This window comes from Micromonospora sp. NPDC005413 (assembly GCF_040606435.1).
GTDB lineage: Bacteria > Actinomycetota > Actinomycetes > Mycobacteriales > Micromonosporaceae > Micromonospora.
This window is the reverse complement of record NZ_JBEXEV010000001.1, coordinates 637924-655706: the sequence shown is the minus strand read 5'-3', so window position 1 is coordinate 655706 and position 17783 is coordinate 637924. Positions and strand designations below refer to the sequence as shown.

14 protein-coding genes are annotated in these 17783 nt (G+C 70.9%); 8 read left to right on the top strand and 6 right to left on the bottom strand.

Translation table 11 applies throughout. The features are described 5' to 3' along the window. Positions 1-248 precede the first annotated feature (248 nt). Positions 249-1280 (top strand): LacI family DNA-binding transcriptional regulator, encoded by a 1032-nt coding sequence (locus ABZS37_RS02610; RefSeq protein ID WP_355165046.1) that lies wholly within the window; start codon positions 249-251, stop codon positions 1278-1280. Between the two features lie 87 nt (positions 1281-1367). On the opposite strand, the gene ABZS37_RS02605 is transcribed toward ABZS37_RS02610, so the two are convergent. After that, positions 1368-6020: a family 78 glycoside hydrolase catalytic domain gene (locus ABZS37_RS02605; RefSeq protein WP_355165045.1), complete on the bottom strand. Its 4653-nt coding sequence runs from the start codon at positions 6018-6020 to the stop codon at positions 1368-1370. Between the two features lie 299 nt (positions 6021-6319). Between ABZS37_RS02605 and ABZS37_RS02600 the strand changes: the two genes are divergently transcribed. Both ABZS37_RS02600 and ABZS37_RS02595 read left to right on the top strand, forming a co-directional pair. Continuing rightward, positions 6320-7423 (top strand): glycoside hydrolase family protein, encoded by a 1104-nt coding sequence (locus ABZS37_RS02600; protein ID WP_355165044.1) that lies wholly within the window; start codon positions 6320-6322, stop codon positions 7421-7423. A gap of 189 nt (positions 7424-7612) precedes the next feature. Beyond that, the gene (locus ABZS37_RS02595; protein ID WP_355165043.1) at positions 7613-8530 is read left to right on the top strand and encodes an NAD(P)-binding domain-containing protein; all 918 of its coding nucleotides are present in this window, start codon (positions 7613-7615) and stop codon (positions 8528-8530) included. Here ABZS37_RS02595 and ABZS37_RS02590 read toward each other — a convergent pair. After that, positions 8495-9394: an NAD(P)-dependent oxidoreductase gene (locus tag ABZS37_RS02590; protein ID WP_355165042.1), complete on the bottom strand. Its 900-nt coding sequence runs from the start codon at positions 9392-9394 to the stop codon at positions 8495-8497. The two genes, ABZS37_RS02595 and ABZS37_RS02590, sit on opposite strands and share 36 nt — an antisense overlap. A gap of 154 nt (positions 9395-9548) precedes the next feature. Between ABZS37_RS02590 and ABZS37_RS02585 the strand changes: the two genes are divergently transcribed. Beyond that, on the top strand, positions 9549-9968 hold the full coding sequence (locus tag ABZS37_RS02585; protein ID WP_355165041.1) for a PPOX class F420-dependent oxidoreductase: 420 nt from the start codon (positions 9549-9551) through the stop codon (positions 9966-9968). 46 nt (positions 9969-10014) lie between these two features. On the opposite strand, the gene ABZS37_RS02580 is transcribed toward ABZS37_RS02585, so the two are convergent. Continuing rightward, positions 10015-10899 (bottom strand): bile acid:sodium symporter family protein, encoded by an 885-nt coding sequence (locus ABZS37_RS02580; protein ID WP_355165040.1) that lies wholly within the window; start codon positions 10897-10899, stop codon positions 10015-10017. A gap of 146 nt (positions 10900-11045) precedes the next feature. On the opposite strand from ABZS37_RS02580, the gene ABZS37_RS02575 reads away from it, so the two are divergent. Further along, positions 11046-12386: a glycoside hydrolase family 18 protein gene (locus tag ABZS37_RS02575; RefSeq protein ID WP_355165039.1), complete on the top strand. Its 1341-nt coding sequence runs from the start codon at positions 11046-11048 to the stop codon at positions 12384-12386. Between the two features lie 60 nt (positions 12387-12446). On the opposite strand, the gene ABZS37_RS02570 is transcribed toward ABZS37_RS02575, so the two are convergent. Next, entirely contained in the window at positions 12447-12863 is a 417-nt protein-coding gene (locus ABZS37_RS02570) for a hypothetical protein (RefSeq protein WP_355165038.1), read from the bottom strand. Between the two features lie 143 nt (positions 12864-13006). On the opposite strand from ABZS37_RS02570, the gene ABZS37_RS02565 reads away from it, so the two are divergent. Beyond that, positions 13007-15817, top strand: coding sequence for a M14 family zinc carboxypeptidase (locus ABZS37_RS02565; RefSeq protein WP_355165037.1), 2811 nt, complete (start codon positions 13007-13009; stop codon positions 15815-15817). A gap of 66 nt (positions 15818-15883) precedes the next feature. Here ABZS37_RS02565 and ABZS37_RS02560 read toward each other — a convergent pair whose 3' ends face one another. Together ABZS37_RS02560 and ABZS37_RS02555 are read right to left on the bottom strand one after the other, a co-directional pair. After that, positions 15884-16075 carry a DUF397 domain-containing protein gene (locus ABZS37_RS02560; RefSeq protein WP_355165036.1) on the bottom strand — a complete coding sequence of 64 codons (192 nt, stop codon included), beginning with the start codon at positions 16073-16075 and terminating at the stop codon, positions 15884-15886. Continuing rightward, positions 16066-16866: a helix-turn-helix transcriptional regulator gene (locus ABZS37_RS02555; protein ID WP_355165035.1), complete on the bottom strand. Its 801-nt coding sequence runs from the start codon at positions 16864-16866 to the stop codon at positions 16066-16068. Before ABZS37_RS02555 ends, ABZS37_RS02560 begins: the two co-directional genes overlap by 10 nt. 238 nt (positions 16867-17104) lie before the next feature. Between ABZS37_RS02555 and ABZS37_RS02550 the strand changes: the two genes are divergently transcribed. Together ABZS37_RS02550 and ABZS37_RS02545 are read left to right on the top strand one after the other, a co-directional pair. After that, positions 17105-17479 (top strand): hypothetical protein, encoded by a 375-nt coding sequence (locus tag ABZS37_RS02550; RefSeq protein WP_355165034.1) that lies wholly within the window; start codon positions 17105-17107, stop codon positions 17477-17479. Then, positions 17479-17727 carry a flavin reductase gene (locus ABZS37_RS02545; RefSeq protein ID WP_355165033.1) on the top strand — a complete coding sequence of 83 codons (249 nt, stop codon included), beginning with the start codon at positions 17479-17481 and terminating at the stop codon, positions 17725-17727. The genes ABZS37_RS02550 and ABZS37_RS02545 overlap by 1 nt, the downstream gene beginning before the upstream one ends. Positions 17728-17783 lie beyond the last annotated feature (56 nt).

The following is a 17783-nucleotide window of genomic DNA, read 5'->3' as shown; positions in this document are numbered from 1 at the left end:
TCCTCGCTATTTCTTCCCTGTTGCCGGTCCGGGTTTTCGACCACTCCGCGCTGGCCCGCCCGCCGACGCTCCGACGCGCGGCACCTTCCGCCGAATGGATGAAACGTTTTAGCCGCTATAGAATGCCGAGGCGACCTGGTCGTGCCGGCCCACGCCTTGCGTGACCGGCCTTCCGGGAGATCACCGCGACCGCGCCGCTCGGCGCCGGGCGCGGGACCGCGACCACCGCACGAGGCATTGAGGGAGCCATGGCAACGGCGAACATCAAGGAGGTTGCCCGGCACGCCGGCGTCTCCCTCGGCACGGTGAGTAACGTGCTCAACCGACCCGACACGGTCGCCCCCGCCACCCGCCAGCGGGTGCTCGACGCCATCACCAGCCTCGGCTACGTCCGCAACGACTCCGCGCGTCAACTGCGTGCCGGGCACAGCCGCACCGTCGCCATCGTCGTCCTGGACGTGGCCAACCCGTTCTTCACCGACGTGGTCCGTGGCGCCGAGCAGGTGATCGAGGAAGCTGGCGCCATGCTCGTCGTCTGCAACAGCGGCGAGGACAGCGCCCGTGAGCGCCGCCACCTGGAGCTGCTGGAGGAGCAGCGGGTCCGCGGCGTGCTCATCACCCCGGTCGGACACGGCCCGCAGCCCACCCTGGACAAGCTCATCGACCGGGGCATCCCGGTGGTGCTGGTCGACCGGGGTGCCGGCCGGGCGAGCCGCTGCTCGGTGGCGGTCGACGACGTCCTCGGGGGCCGACTCGCCATGGACCACCTGCTGGACCAGGGCCACCATCGCATCGCCTACCTCGGCGGGCCGCTCTCCATCGCCCAGGTCGCCGACCGACACGCCGGGGCCGCCGCCGCGCTGGAGGAACGCGGCAGCACCGCCGAGCTCCGGGTGGCGGTGACCAGCAACCTGACCGTCGCCGCCGGCCGGCGCGCCGCCGAGGAACTGCTGGCGCTGCCGGCCAGGCAGCGCCCCACCGCGGTGTTCTGCGCCAACGACCTGATCGCGCTCGGCGTGCTGCAGGAGTTGACCGCGCGTGGCCTACGGGTGCCCGCCGACGTCGCCATCGTCGGCTACGACGACATCGAGTTCGCCGACGCGGCGGCGGTGCCACTGTCGTCGGTGCGCCAACCCCGCGACCAGCTCGGCCGCACCGCGGCGCAACTGCTGCTCGAGGAGGCCGAGGCCGGCGACACGCACCGGCACCGGCATGTGGTGTTCCAGCCGGAGCTTGTCGTACGCCGCTCCAGCGACCAACCCCGGCGCGCCCGGCCCTGACCGACGGCCACCCCTCGTCGACCGACGGCCACTCCCCGTTCACGCAGGAGCCGGGCGGGAGGCCCGCCCGGCTCCTGGACCAGAACGTCAGGCTGACGGTACGGCCGTGGCCCAGACGTCGGCGATCGACGGGTCGTAGCCGTCGCCGGTGTCCTGGAACCGCACCCGCACCACGCCGTCGCGGGTCGCGTCCGGCAGGTCGACGACGAACTGGTAGCTGACCGTGCCCGCACCGCCCGCCATGCGTCGCCATGAGCGGGCGTGTGCCAACACCCCGTCCACGACCACCTCGTAGTCCTTCAACTGTGCCCCGTCGTACGTCTCCCGGGCCCGCAGCACGAACGGCTCCCCGGGCTTGACGGCGAGGTCGAACTCGAACCATCCACCGGGACGGGTCGTGTCGGTGTACCGGCGGGTCAGCCCGGCCTCGGTGCTGGTGGCCGAGTAGGTCGAGGCGGCGAGGCGGTGTGCCTGCTCGGCGGCCGCGTCACCGAGGTCGACGTGGTCGGACGCACCCGGCGGCGGGTTGTCGAGCCGCACCGGGAGCGCGAGTGTGCGCCGTTGCACCGCCGTGTCGCCGGTGGCCACCGTGATCTCCGTTGGCCCCTCCGTCACCGACACCGGCGCGGTGACGACGGTCGACACGGTGGTCTCCGCGCCGGGGGCGAGGTCGTAACCGGTGGTGGCCGGTGCCGCCCGCCAGCCATCCGGCGCGGTGACGGTGAGCTGCCCCGCAACCCGTACGCCGGCCCGGTTGCGCAACACCGTTCCGACCGTCGTCGCCGCGCCCGGCGTGACGTCGGCCGGGGTCGAGGCCACCGAGACGATCTCCACCGCCGGAATGACGTCGACAGTTCCCGCGACGGGCACAGTGGCGGTGCCGCCCCGGTGGCGGTAGCTGACGGAGCCCTCGACGGAAGCGCTCACCGGTGCCTGGCCAGCGGGGATCCGCAGGTCGTAGCGATGGCTCACGGTGCCGCCCGGCGCGACAGTGGTGGTCTGCTTGCCGACCGGGGTCACCGTCCAGCCGTCCGGTGCCCGCAGGTCCGAGGTGACCCCGGTGAGCGGGTCACGCCCACCGTTGGCCACCGTGACGGTGGCACGGACGACGTCACCGGGCAGCCGCTCCCCCACCGGCAGGTCGAGCTTGGCCACCGCGCCGACCAGGGTCGACGACGCTGCGGAGAGCCGCTGGTCGACCCGGGTGAGCAGCACGGTGAACCGGTCGGCGTGGGCCTGCGTGATGCGGCCCGCGGCGACCTGGGTCCGCAGCCAGCGGGTCGTGTCGGCCGCGGTCGCCAGCGCCCGGTGCACGTCCCCGGCGGCGGAACGGGAGTTGCCCGCCAGGTACGCCGTCCGTGCCGCCGTCGTCTCGGCACCAAGTCGACCGAACCGGCCCCGCAGGTACTCGGCCGTCGACCGACCCAACGCACCGGCGAGCTCATTGGTGAGCGTCACCAACTCCCGGGCCGTGTCGCCGGCGTCGCCCAGGTCGCCGAGCACCCGGTCGATGGCGAAGGAGTAGGTGCCGGACCCGATCTCGTAGACGGCGACCGTGCCGTCCATCCGCACGAACCGCACCCCGTCGGCCTGCTCCGCCGGCCGGCCGCCCTCGGTGACCGCGTTCCGGCCGGGTGCCGGGAGGCGTACGGTCGCCGTGGTGTTCGCTGGCAGGGTGAGGCTCAGCCGCATGTCCCCGCGCGCGTCGAGTTTCCAGTCGCTGCCGATCGTGCCGTAGGCCGAGCGGTACGACGCCTTTGCCGAGGTGAGATCGCCACCCGGTTGGGGGGCGAACGTGAGGTGCGAGTACCCGGGGTTGCCGGCGTCGGGCTGGATGCCGGCGACGGTCCGGTACATCCAGTCGCCCACCGCGCCGTACGCGTAGTGGTTGAACGAGTTCATCCCCACGTCGCCGAAGCTGCCGTCGGGTTTGATCGAGTCCCAGCGCTCCCAGATCGTCGTCGCGCCCTTGGCGATCTCGTAGCCCCACGACGGGTACGTGTCGTTGAGCAGCAGCCGGTACGCGACGTCCAGGTGCCCGGTGGCGCTCAGCGCCGGCAGCAGGTCCGGGGTGCCGAGGAAGCCGGTGGAGAGGTGCCAGTCGTGCCGTTGCACGTTGGCGACCAGCCGGTCGGCGGCCTTGGCCCGCAGCGGGTCCGGCAGCAGGCCCATGCCGATGGCCAGCACGTACCCGGTCTGGCTGTCGCCCTGCACCGTGCCGTCGGCGGCGACGTACGCGTCGACGAACGCCTGCGCGATGTCCTTGGCCAGCGCCGTGTAGCGGGCCGCGTCGGCGTCCTTGCCGAGGGCCCCGGCCATTTCCGCGAGCAGCCGGATGCTGTAGGCGTAGTAGGCGGTGCCCACGACGCCGGCGGGCGTCGGGTCGTCGAGGTTGAGCCAGTCGAGGTACGGACCGGCGTTGGTACGCCGGTTGCCCGAGCTGGTGCTCTCCAGCCAGGACGCGTACTTCACCATCGACGCGTAGTGGTCCTCGAGCACCCGGGTGTCGCCGTAGCGCTGCCAGAGCGCGTGCGGCACGGTGATGCCGGCGTCGGCCCAGCCGGTCGCGCCGTCCCCGCAGCAGGCACGGGGTGCGACGTCGGGGTAGGCGCCGTTGGTCGACTGCGCGTCCCGCAGGTCCTGCAGCCACTTGGTGAGGAACGTCAGGCTGTCCATGTTGAACGTCGCGGTGTTGGCGAAGACGTTGATGTCACCGGTCCAGCCGAGCCGCTCGTCCCGGGCCGGAGTGTCGGTCGGGATCGACAGGAAGTTGCCGCGCTGCCCCCAGGTGATGTTGCTGTGCAGCTTGTTCACCATGGCGTTGGAGGTCTCGAACTCGCTGGTGAGTTCCCCGTCGGTGTGCATGACCAGGCCGGTCACCGACGACAGGTCGGGCTTGCCGGGGAGACCCGTCAGCTCGACGTAACGGAAGCCGTGGAAGGTGAACGTGGGTTGGTAGACCTCGTCCCCGCCGCCGCGAAGCGTGTACAGGTCGGTGGCCCGTGCGCTGCGCAGGTTGGCGGTGTAGGCGGTGCCGTCGGGGTTGAGCACCTCGGCGTGCCGGATCCGGACCGTCGTGCCGGCCGGGCCGTTGACCTTGAGCCGCACCTTGCCCACCATGTTCTGGCCGAGGTCGAAGATCCAGGTGCCGGGGGTGGGCTCGGTCAGCGCCCGCGCCGGCAGCTCCTGCGTGACCCGCACCGGCGGGTCGACCTGGGCAACGATCCGGTTGGTGGCGTCGACGTCGTCGACGGTGGCCGCCGACCAGCCACTGTCGTCGAACCCGGCCGTGTCCCAGCCGGCCGGCAGACGCCGCGCGTCGTAGGTCTCGCCGTGGATCAGGTCGCTCTGCAGGAACGGCCCGGCCGTGACACGCCACGAGCCATCGGTGCCGATCGTCTCGGTGCGTCCGTCGGTGTAGTCGATCTGCAGCTGGGCGCTGAGGTGCGGCCGGGAGCCGTAGATGTCGCTGCCGAACCAGGCGATGCTGCCGGAGTACCAGCCGTCGCCGAGCATCGCGCCGAGGGCGTTGTCGCCCGAGCGGAGCTGGCTGGTCACGTCGTACGCCTGGTACTGCACACGCTTGGCGTAGTCGGTCCAGCCGGGTGCCAGCTCGTGGTCGCCGACCCGCTGGCCGTTGAGCGACAACTGGTAGACACCGAGCGCGGTGGCGTAGACGCGGGCCCGGGCGACCGTACCGTTGACCCGGAAACCTCGGCGCAGCAGCGGGTTCGCGTCCAGTGCGGCGAGCATGGCCTCGGTGTCGCCGGTGACCCGCAGGCCGCCCGCGGTGGCCGTGCCCGCCCCGAACGGATTCCTGCCGTCGGTGAGCGGGGCCGCGTAGAGGGTGTCGCCGCCGCCGCTGGTCACCGAGAAGTCGGAGAAGACGCCGGTCTCCACGCCGTTGGTGCGCAGGCCGACCGAGCCGGCCCGGTGCGCGCTGCTCTGGGTGACGTCGACCTGGGTTCCGTCGACCCAGGTGGTGAAGGTGTCACCGGCCGCGGTGATGCGCAGGGTGTGTGGCGCGGTCAGCTTGTCGGCCGGTACGACCCCACCCAGCGGCACCTCCTTGAGCAGGGTCCAGGCGCCGTTGACCCGGACGTGCGGGCGCAGTTTCGCGCTGCCGCCGGTGATGGAGAACTGCCACATGTACGCGTTCGACGGGCCACGGGCGCGTAGGTAGATCCCGGCGGCGTCGCGTTCCAGCCGGACCGTCGTCTGCACCGTGTAATCGGTCCAGGACTCGGTGGGCGACGGCATCCCGATCCAGTCGGCCCCCCAGCCGGCACCACCCTGGACGCCGGTCTCCCACGACGCGGGGGTGCTCCACTCGGAGGCGCGGCCGGCGGTGTCCCAGACCCGAACCTGCCAGACATAGGGGGTACGGGGTCGCAACTGCGGTCCGGCGTACGGGACGAGGGTGCTGTCCCGCGAGCGAACCCGGCCGCTGTCCCAGACGTCGGCGTCGTTCAGTCGGGCCGCGCTCGTCGCGACCCGCACCTGGTAGGACTCCTGGATCACGCTGCGGACGGCGCCCTCGATGCGCCAGCCGAGGCGGGGCTTCGCCACGTCCAGCCCGATCGGATTGGTGGCCCGTTCCGTGGTCAGCCCGGTCGCCGTGAGCGGTGGGGCGGCGGCCGGGGCGGCGGCGGCCGGTCCTGGCACCACCATCGGCGTCACGCCGAGCAGCAGCACAAGAAGCGCGGAAAGTGCGGCGCGGCGCCGCGATGTGCGCATCATTCCTGGTCCTCATCCTTTGGTTGGTGGTGGCTGGGCCAGTGGGTGACCGTGGACGGGCCGTCAGCGACGCTCCCGCCAATGAATCGTTTCAGGCAGGCTACGCGCTCGTTGTGGTCAAGTGAAGACGTTCACTGTGTTCGGATCCGAACAGGCGCATGGGTGGCGATCAACGCCGACTCCCGGCGGTGGAAACTGTTATCCCGGCGCGGCGGGCCGGTCTCCTGATGGGAGGCACCGGTGGCGATCAACCACCACCTCTCCGCCGAGTAGCGGTGCGACCACGTGAAGGAGTGGAAACGATGCACGAAACCGGTCCCGGCCGAGCCGACACCGGAACGGTCACCCGAGGCGCCCACGCGGACCGCCGAGGTGGGCTGCGAAGTCGCATCCCCCTCGGCGCGAAGCGTCTGCTGTGGCCGCTCGCCGTGGCCGCCGTGGTCGTCGTACTGGTGACCGGGGTGGTCGTGGCGGTCCAACCGACCGGGCCGGTGCCCGCCCCCGCGGCGACGCAGGCGGTCGACGCGCTTGCGCCCACGAGCCCGGCGCCGAGCCCACCGACCGCGACCACGCCCGCCGCCACGGCGAGTCCGGCGGGGGCGACCCCGACGCCGACGCCAGTGGCGAAGCCGACGACCGGGCGCCCGGTCGCCCCGGCGGCGGCCGCGGTGACCTCGAAGCGCAAGGGCGTCGGGGTGTGGACCTTCGACGGCGTCAGCCAGGCACTGGCCAGCTCCGGGGCGAGTTGGTACTACACCTGGGACGTGGCCCACCAGGGCGTCACCAGCCCGAAGGGCGCCGAGTTCGTCCCGATGATCTGGGGTGCGAAGAGCGTCACCGCCAGCAACCTGCAACAGGCCAAGAAGAACGGCCGACAGCTGCTCGGGTTCAACGAACCGGACATGGGTGGTCAGGCCAACATGACCGTGGAGCAGGCCCTAGAGTTGTGGCCGCAACTGGAGGCCACCGGCCTTCCGCTGGGCAGCCCGGCGGTGGCCTGGGGCGGTGACCGGCCGGGCGAGTGGCTCGAACGCTTCATGACCGGCGCGAAGCAGCGCGGTTACCGCGTCGACTTCATCGCCCTGCACTGGTACGGCGGCGACTTCAACACCGCCAACGCGGTCAACCAGCTCAGGTCGTACCTCCAGGCCGTGCACGACCGCTACAGGCTGCCGATCTGGCTCACCGAATTCGCCCTGATCGACTTCTCCAACGGCGTTGCGTTCCCGACCCAGGCACAGCAGGCCGCGTTCCTCACCGCGGCGACCCGAATGCTGGGCGGCCTGTCCTGGCTGCACCGGTACGCCTGGTTCGGCCTGCCCGCCACCGAGAAGGACCAGACCGGGCTCTTCCGTACCGGCAGCACGGCGACCGCCGTCGGCCGCGCCTACCAGGCCGCCCGCTGACGCTTCCAGGGCGGCCCCAATCCCAGAGGGATCGGCGCCTGTTGCGCTCGCCTGACCAAAAGGTAAGTACCTGAGGAAATAGTAGGTACTTGATGCGTCACGCTCGGCGGACCGAGGATGGGACCGGCCCGCCGAACGATCCGCGAACGGTGCGGCGCCATCCATCCCGTCTCGCTGAGGAGCGCCTCCATGTCCGAATACGTCCGTCCCCCGGTCACCGTTCTGGGACTCGGACCGATGGGCCAGGCACTGGCCGGCGCGATGCTGGCCGCCGGGCACCGCACCACCGTCTGGAACCGGACCTCCGCCCGGGCCGACCCACTCGTCGCCCGCGGCGCGCGGCGAGCAACCACCGTGGACGAGGCGGTCCGGGCCAGCCCTCTGACGCTCGCCTGCGTCATCGACTCCGCGGCAGTCCACGAGATCGTCGAACCGGCCGTTGCCGCGCTGAAGGGCCGTACCCTGGTGAACCTCTCCGCCGACACGCCGCGTCGCGCCCGGGAAATGAGCGAGTGGGCGGGCTCGCACGGCGTGCACCACCTCGACGGCGCGATCATGACCCCGGCCCCCACCATCGGCGGGCCGGACGCGCTGGTGCTCTACAGCGGCCCGGAGCACGTCTGGCAGACCCACCGGGCGACGCTGGCCAGCATCGGCGGCGCCGCCGACTGGCTCGGACCGGAGCCCGACCGCGCCGCCGCTCACGACATCGCGCTGCTCGACGTCTTCTGGACCGCGATGAGCGGCGTCGCCCACGCCTTCGCTCTGGCCCGTGCGGAGCGGATCAGCCCGACCGCGCTCGCCCCGTACGCCAGAGCGATCGGGGGCCTGCTACCGGAACTCATCGACGACATGGCCCGTCGCCTGGCCGCCGACGATCACGCCGCCGACGTCTCCGCCATCGCCTCCGCCGCCGCCAGCATGGCCCACATCATCGACGCCGCCGACGAGCACGGAATCGACGCCGGCATGGTCCGGGCGGCCCGCGCCGCCGCCGTGCGGGCGATCAGCACCGGGCACGGCGACGACGACTTCTCGCGAATGACCGAGATGTACGCGCAGGTCGGCGCGTCAGCGGCCGGTGGTGTCCACGTGGTCTCGCCATGAGTGCCGCGGCTCGTAGCCCAGCACCCGCCGCGCCTTGTCGATGCTGAGCAGCGTCTCGTGCTCGCCGAGCTCCCTGCGGACCTCGACACCCGGATAGACCTCGGCCATCAGACTGGCACTGGACCTGGTCATCACGGTGTCGGCGTTGGCGATGATGAAGACATCAGCGCCGGGCTGGTCGTGGACGAGTGCCCGCTCGACCGCCTGGGCCCCGTCGCGGGCGTCGATGTAGCCCCACAGGTTCCACCGGCGCAGCGCCGGGTCAGCGTCGAACGAGGGGAACGGCGCGTAGTCCTCGACGTCCATCACGTTGGAGAAGCGCAGACCCACCATGACCAGCTCCGGGTCCCAGCGGCAGAAGTGCCGCGCCATCTCCTCCTCAAGTGCCTTGTTCAGCGAGTACGTCGACTCCGGTCGCGGCGCGTACTCCTCGTCGACCGGCGCGTACGGCGGCGGGGTGTCGAACGGCAGCCCGAGCACCGTCTCGCTCGACGCCCACACCACCCGCTTGATCCCGGCCGCCCTGGCCGCCGCGAAGACGTTGTACGTCGCGGCGGAATTGTTCGCGAAGGTGGTCGCGTTCGACATCAGCCCGGGTGCCGGCACCGCCGCCAGGTGCACGATCGCGTCGACGCCGCCCGCGTGCTCGTCGGCGCCCCCGGTGAACGCCTCCACCACCTGCCCGTAGTCGGTCAGGTCGACGAGGAGGAACTCGCCGTCCACGTCGCGGGGGTCGCGGCCACCGGCGCGGTCCACAGCCAGCACGTCGACGCCCACGGCCCGCAGGTGCGCGACCACGGCGCGACCGAGCTTGCCGGTGGCACCGGTGACGACAACACGCGTGGGCAGGGCAGGGTTGCTCATGACGACATCTTCGCCGGGCGTAGCCGGAGCCCCGCAGTCGGGTGTGGCCCCGCTCGGTGCCGAGCCACGCGCGTCATGATCCCGATCCGACGGCGATCGGGTCGGCGGGTGCGTAACGTGCAGGGGTATCGCCGACCCGACGAGGAGAGACTCCATGTCCAAGCCACCGCTGCCCGAGGCCGCCATCGCCATGCTCCAGAAGCCGAACCCGGCCGTCATGACCACGCTTCAGGCGGGTGGTCAGCCGGTGTCCGCCGCTACCTGGTACCTGTGGGAGAACGGTCGGATCCTGGTGAACATGGACGAGAGCCGCCGTCGGCTGGAGCACGTTCGGAACGACCCCCGGGTGTCCCTCACCGTGCTCGACGAAGCCGGCTGGTACACCCACGTCAGCATCATCGGGCACGTCGCCGAACTGCGGGCCGACGAGGGCCTCGCCGACATCGACCGGCTGTCCCAGCACTACACCGGGAACGCGTACCCACGGCGGGAACGCGCTCGGGTCAGCGCCTTGATCGAGATCGATCGTTGGCACGGCTGGGGTTCGCTCAAGGACAACAGCCAGGTCGGCTGAGAGGCTGGCCCGGTCCACGGGGGCGGCCGGGCCAGCACCAGGCCCGTCAGGGCGTCAGGGTGGCGGCGGACCTGGTGCCGACGCGGGTTACCAGGTAGCCGAAGGCCGCCGCGGTGAAGAACATGACGATGCCGTAGACGGCCCCTGGGATCGCCATCTGGGTGCTGTTGAGCAGCGCCGGGCTGAGCGCGATCGTGATGGCCAGGGTGCTGTTGTGGATGCCGATCTCGAACCCGGCCGCCGTCGCGGCGCTCCGGTCGACGCCGGCCAGTCGCGGCACCCCGTACCCGATCGCGAGGCTCAGCAGGTTGAACGCGAGCACGGCCAGGCCGACCGAGACGAAGTAGTCGGCGATGTTCTCCCGCTCGCCGAGCACGGCGCCGGCGATCACCGCCACGAGCACGATGACCGAGAGAATCCGGACCGGACGGTTCAGACGCTCGGCGAGATGCGGCATCCGGGCGCGGATCAGCATGCCGATCGCGACCGGGACGAGCACGATGGCGAAGACCTGTAGCACCTTGTCGAACTGGAGGCCGAGACTCCTCCCGTCGGGCAGGAAGTATGCGGCCGACAGGTTGACCAGGATCGGCAGGGTGAACACGGCGAGCACCGAGTTGATGGCGGTGAGGGTGATGTTCAGGGCCACGTGCCCGCCGAACAGGTGGCTGAAGAGGTTGGCCGTCGTGCCTCCCGGGGAGGCGGCCAGCAGCATCATGCCGACGGCCAGCTCGGGCGCCAGGTCGAACGCGAGGACGAGGCAGAAGCAGAGCGCCGGCAGGACAAGCACCTGACACGCCAGCGCGATGACGGCGGCTCTCGGGTGCTGGGCCACCCGGCGGAAGTCCGCGATGGTCAGTCCGAGACCCAGACCGAGCATGATGATGCCGAGGGCGATGGGCAGGCCGATCAGAGTCAAGGCTGAGTCCATGGCACAACATCGTTACCACCGGGTAACGCCCTCACAATCCCCCATGTGGCTGGACGGCTCTTGACCGCGGACCGTGACCGGCTTAACTTCATCAATCAGATAAGTATCTTTACTAATTCCGCTTGATACCTCGTTGGAGTGTGCCGATGCGACCATTCCGCCACCGCCGTCTCACCGCCGTCGTCGCCCTGACGACCCTGCTGATCACCGCCGCCCCGCCGACCGCCGCGAGCGCGGGTGCCAAGACCGACCGGGCCGGCTACCACCGGGTCGGCTACTTCACCCAGTGGGGCATCTACGGCCGGGCGTTCCCGGTCAAGAAGCTCGACACCTCCGGGGCGGCGAGCCGCCTCACCCACGTCAACTACGCCTTCGGCAACGTCAGCGAGGACGGACGCTGCCATGTGGACGGCGGGCCGGGTGAGGGCGACGCCTGGGCCGACTACCAGCGACCCGTCCCTGCGGAGGAGAGCGTCGACGGCGTCGCCGACGCCCCGGGCCAGGCGCTCAACGGCAACTTCGGCCAGCTCGCCAAGCTGAAGGCCAAGCACCCCAAACTGAAGGTGCTGATCTCTCTGGGCGGCTGGAGCTGGTCGACGTACTTCTCGAACGCAGCCCGCACCGACGCCTCCCGCAAGGCGTTCGTCACGTCCTGCATCGACCTCTACCTCAAGGGCAACCTGCCGGGCGGGGACGGCGCCGCAGGCGGCCCGGGTACGGCCGCCGGTGTCTTCGACGGCATCGACCTCGACTGGGAGTGGCCGAACTGGGAAGGTGAGCCCGGCAACGTCATCCGCCCGGAGGACCGGGAGAACTTCACCAAGCTGCTCGCCGAGTTCCGCCGGCAACTCGACGCGTACGGGCGCACGACCCGCGCGCACCACCCCCTGACCGCCTTCCTGCCGGCCAACCCGGCCACGATGGACGCCGGGTACGAGGGCCGCAAGATCTTCAAGTACCTCGACTTCGCCACCGTGCAGGGGTACGACTTCCACGGCAGCTGGGACGCGGTGACCAACCAGCAGTCGGCGCTGCGCGTACCGGCGGGTGCTCCCGACAACCCGGACTTCTCCGCCGAGGTGGCCATCGACGGCTGGATCACTCGCGGGGCGCCGCGCGACAAGCTGGTCCTCGGCATCCCGTACTACGGCCGGGGCTGGACCGGCGTCACCGGGGGCGGCAACGGCCTGTTCAAGCCCGCCACCGGGCCCGCGCCGGCCACCTTCGAAGCCGGGTACGAGGACTACAAGCAGCTCAAGACCCTCGCCAACAACGGCTACACCGTGCACCGCGACCTCCGCAGCGGGCACGCCTGGCTGTTCGACGGTACGACGTTCTGGACGTACGACGATCCGGCGGTCGTGCTGCAGAAGACGCTCTACATCCGTCGGGCCGGCCTGGCCGGAGCCATGATCTGGTCGCTCGACGGTGACGACGACAACGCCACGTTGACCAAGACCATCGGTCTCGGCCTGACGACCTGGTAGGCGTACCCCAGCGGTTTTCTGGCCCGTCGCCGACCGATTTCCCGGCCGGCGGCGGGCCGCCTACCTCTCCTCGGTGGTCACCGCGCGCACCGCGGCCTCGATGAGCGCGGTCACCTGGTCCATGTCACGAGCCTGGCGCACGTCGAACTCGGCCGACCATCCATGTGGACCGGTCAGAGTCACCGTCACGTCGTCGCGGCGGTGGGTCAGCCATGCGGCGACCGCCTGCACCAACACCAGGACGCCGCCGCTGTCGACGGCCACCCACAGCGCGTCCGTGGCCCGCGCCGACGACTCGTCGGACGGCGTCGTCGCACCGGCGGTCGGAGCCGAGGTCACCCTGTCGCGAAGCCGGTCCTCGGACCGCAACCAGGACGCGAGAGAACGCCGAGCATCGGCGGAGGGAAGATCTGGATCGACCGAGAGCGTGATCGTCTCCTGGGACGCGGGCAACGTCTCCTCCTTCCGGGCGAGCACAACCCCACACCCTCATCCTGCCAGCCGGCATGGCCCTCGGGCAGCCCGCAAAATCACCCGAGTCGATCAGACCTTGACCGTTGCACAGACGGTTCATAGGCTCCGGCCACTGCGAGGCTATTCCCGAGAAGGGAACCCGAGACATGGATCCATCGTCGCGTCCGTTCTGGACGGTCCCCCCGAAGCGGCTGGCCAGTGCCGCCACGATCGCACTCCTGCTCAGCATGGTCCCCCTGCTCAGCGGCACAGCAGCCGCGAGCGCCGCCCGGCCCTCCCCCTGCCGCAACGACCCGACCGCCCGGTTGAGCACCGTGCCCACCCCGGAGGCCGTGCTCGGCTTCCCGCTCGGCGCGGGGCAGGAACGGGTCGTCACGAATGACGAGGTCCGGACGTACCTCGGGGCCGTGGACGGCGCCTCCGACCGGGTCGTCACCGGCGTGATGGCCACCAGTGTGCTCGGCCAGCCCTTGCCGTACGCGGTGGTGTCCAACGAGGGCAACATGCGGCCGGCCGCCCTGCGCAAGATCGCCGACGACGTCCGGGATCTGCGCGACCCTCGCCGGACCAGCGCGCGGACGGCCGACCGGACGGCGAAGGACAGCCCGGCCATCGTCTGGGTCACCGCGAACGTGCACGGCGGCGAGAAGAGCGGCACCGACGCGGCGCTCAAGACGCTGTACGAGTTGGCGGCGGGCCTGTCCTGCGCGGTCGCGCAACGCAATGACAATCTCGTCACCATCATCGTTCCCACCCAGAACCCGGACGGCCGCGACGCGACCCGGCGGCAGAACGAGTTCGGCTTCGACATGAACCGGGACTGGTTCGCCCGCACGCAGCAGGAGACCGACGGCAAGCTCGAACTGCTGCGCCGCTACCCGCCGCAGGTCTTCATCGACGCCCACGAGATGGGTGGCCGCCAGTACTTCTTCCCGCCCAACGCCGACCCGATCCACCACGAGATCGCCGGTGAGGCGGTGGACTGGATCAACCGGATCGGCGAGGCCAACAAGGCCGGGTTCGGCTACAACGGCGCCTGCGACGACACCGTCACCACCGAGTGCTACTTCAACTACGACACGTACGACATGTTCTTCATGGGTTACGGCGACACGGTGCCGACCACCGGCTTCGGTGCCGCCGGCATGACGTACGAGAAGGGCAGCGCGTCGGCGGTGGCCGACCGCGTCCAGCAGCAGTTCAACACCCAGTGGTCGACGCTCGGTTGGGCCGCCGCGAACAAGCGCGAGGTGCTGAACGGCTACTTCGACATCTGGACCGACGCGCTCGCCCAGGGCAGGGCGGGCACGCTGGAACCGAATGAGGTGGTCCAGCCCACCAACGAGGTCCAGTTCCCGGTGCCCGACATCAAGATCCGCTCGTACTTCCTGCTGCCCGACCGGCAGCTCGCCGACGTCCGCCAACTCGTCGAGCGGCTGCGCCGGATGGACGTCGAGGTGTACGAGGTGCAGAAGCCCACCCGGGTGCCCACCGCGCGGGTCTTCGGCGGGCGGACGGCCACCAACCTGACCGTGCCCAAGGGCGCGTACTGGATCCCGATGGACCAACCGCAGAAGCACTGGATCCAGGCCATCATGGGCGAGGATCCGTACACTCCGTTCCCCTACTTCTACGACGTGTCGTCCTGGAGCAACCCGCTGCTGATGGGCGTCTCCACCATCTACACCGGTGACAACGTACGGCCCAAGGCCCAGTTGGTCCGGAAGATCACCGGCGGTCGGACCGCTCCGGCGTGGCCGTGGGGCTCCTACACGTACCCGCTGGACTCGGAGGCGGCCGCGGAGCTCACGTTCACCCTGCTCGGCCGCGGCGTCCCGCTCGTACGCGACCTGAAGACCAGCAGGGTCGCCCTCCCGGCGACCAAGCTGAGCCGTACGGTCGACGAGCTGGCCGAATCACTCGGAGTGACCCTCACCCCGGGCGGGCGACCCACCGGCACCCGCCTCGACCTGCCCGACGTCGGGCTGTTCCAGGGCACCGGCATCTCCACCACGTCGGGCTCCCATGGCGAGGCCCGGTACGTGCTCGGCAAGCGGTGGGGCCTCGACCTCACGCCGGTCACCACGGCCGACATCAACGACAACACCGAGGCGTTCACCGGACGTACGGTGCTGCTGGTGCCGGACGGCAGCAGCGCGACCGGCGGTCTGACCGCCGCCGGGCAGGCCAACCTGCGCGACTGGATCGCCCAGGGCCACACCTACGTCGGGCTGCGCAACGAGGGCACCCGGGTGGCCCGCGCCGCCGGGCTCACCTCCACCACCGAGAAGGCCAAACCGGCCGACTACCTGGTGATCGGCTCCCACCTGCGGGTGAACGTCGACCACGACAGCCCGGTGGCGCTGGGCCGTCCCGCCGAGGACTTCGAGTTCAACAACAACGACCCGATCCTCAACCCGAGCACCACCGGGACGAACGTGCTCAGCTACCCGACGGGTGACACCTTCTGGGCCAACGGCTACACCGTCGGCGACGGCACACTGAAGGGGACGGCTGCCCTGGTCGACGAGCCGACCGGCGCCGGTCGGGCGGTGCTGTTCGCGTTCAATCCGCTCTTCCGGGCGTACAACGAGAATGGTCTGCACCTGGTGGCCAACGCGCTGCTCTACCCGGCGGGCGCGACCACCGCGCCGGACGCCCGGCGCTCGCCCGGGGCCGACGCGGCGCGCGCCAGCGCCGCAGCCGCGCCGGTGACGCCGGACCTGGGCGGCGGATGGCGGCCGACCACCATCGAGGTGGCGACGACGGACCTGGCGCGCACGCAGGCAATCGTCGAACGCTTCACCACTGACGCCCAGACGTCCGCGAAGGGCAGCTCGGCGTACGTCGTGATCCCGAACCCGGAGGGACTCCAGGCCGACGAGCACCCGTTCCTGGCGGACCTGGTACGCGCGCTGCGCGACGCGCGAGTGCCACTGCGGTCCGTGGTCGGCTGACGGATCCTGCACGGCAAAGCGCCCGTCCCCGCAGGTTTCGGGGGCGGGCGCTTTCCGCTTGAACGCTTACGACCGCCGGGGCACGTCGGCGACGAACGCCCGCCAGGACGCCGGCCTGAAGACCAGGGCCGGTCCCGCCGGGTCCTTGGAGTCCCGCACACCAACGATGCCAGGGAGGTTGTCCGCAACCTCGACGCAGTCGCCGCCGCCGGAGCCGCTGCGGGTCGACTTACGCCACGTAGCGCCGATCAGGTCCATGACGTCACCACTTCCTTGATCAGGTCGATCGACTGACGGCGGGGTAGCGCTTCGTTGCGAACCGTCTCCCACCTCGACACGAGAGTATCCACATCGATGTCGCGGTCCACGACCACTCCACCGAGCTGGTTCTCCATCTGCCCCACCCACTTGTGGTCGGGCAAACGCGCCAGGCTGAACGGTCCGGTCAGGCCGACGTGCATGCTGACCTCGTCCGGCAGCACGTGAACGCTGATGTTCGGGCGCTCAGCGAGAGTGGTCAACTGCTTTATCTGCCCCGCCATGATGTCGCGGAAGTCCACGGCAGCGCGGCGGAGCACCGCCTCGCCGATGACGGCGATGAACTGCGGGGCGTTCACCTTCGTGAGGACCGCCTGCCGGTCGATCCGGTGGGCGAGCCGCTTCTCGACCTCGTCGTCACTCAACGTGTCATCGCAGCGGATGACCGCTCGGGCATAGGCCTCGGTCTGGAGCAGACCCGGAACGAGGCTCGGCTGAAAGCACCGGAGCTGGGTCGCGGTGCGCTCCGCGTCGAGCCACGGCAGGAACCAGGACGGGGTGCCGAGCTTTCCCACCATGCGCTCGAACAGCCCGGCGTTGTTCAGGGCCCGGTCGGCGCCCTTGATGAAGTCCATCGTCAACGCCCGCGTCTCGCCCTCGACGGCACTGACGTGGGAGGCGCTGAAGCCGGCACCCCGGCCGAACGCCTCCTGCGTCATTCCGGCGGCCCCTCGGGCGCGGCGAATCTCGGCCACGATGAACGCGGCGAGCGGGTGCGGCAAGTCGGCCATTCAATGCTCCCCAACCCGGAAGATCGACTACTCACGCCACTGCCCGGCGTGGAACGTTTCGCCAGCTCAGCCCGAACCGGCGAACCACCTTCCGAGCGTAGTCGCCTCCACAGCAGAGTGTCACCAGCGGCGCGGCCGGTGGAGGACCCGAGACCCGGCGGACGCGTTCGTACCGGGGCCGCCCTGCTGGGCGAGCACTCACGGGGCGGCCCCTCCCAACGCCTGCCAGGGGGAGACCATGCCCATCGACCCGTCGCCGCAGGTGCGGTCCGGTGACCTACTGCACCTGACCCGCGCCGCGAGCCCGCAGTTCGCCCGGCCCATCACCGTCCGCGTGATCCGCGCCCTCACCGACCGGCACACGTACCACGGTTGGTTGTGGATCGACGCCTACCAGCTCGGCCCGAACGGCGACGCCATCGCCCGGCGCGAGCTGTACCTCATGCCGGCCGGCGCACAATGGCTGGCCTCCCCGCCCGCCGCGCCCTCCCGGGCTGCCGCACCGCCCCGGACTGCCGCGTTGTCTCGCCCGGCTGCACCACCCCAGCCGGCTGCGCCGCCCCGGCGTGATGCTCGGCGGCCGGTCCGGTGCGGTCCGGTGCGGGTCGGCTGATGCCCCGTCGCGCTCCCGACCACCAGCCGGCCCGCCCGACGTGGCGCTGCGGCACGTGCGGCATCGCCTGGCCCTGCTCAACGGCAAAGCTCCGTCTCCTCGCGACCTACCGACTGGATCGCCCGGCCCTGCTGGCTCACCTGGCGGCGCTTCAGGCGGAGGCCGCCGCCAACCTCGCCGCGCTTAACCCGAGCGCCGCGCCGGCCGACCTGAGCGGCCGCTTCACCGGCTGGGCGTCCGCCCGATAGGAATCCCGTCCTGCGGCCGGTCGGCCCTGCTCGCAAGCGACGAACCACGCCGCTAC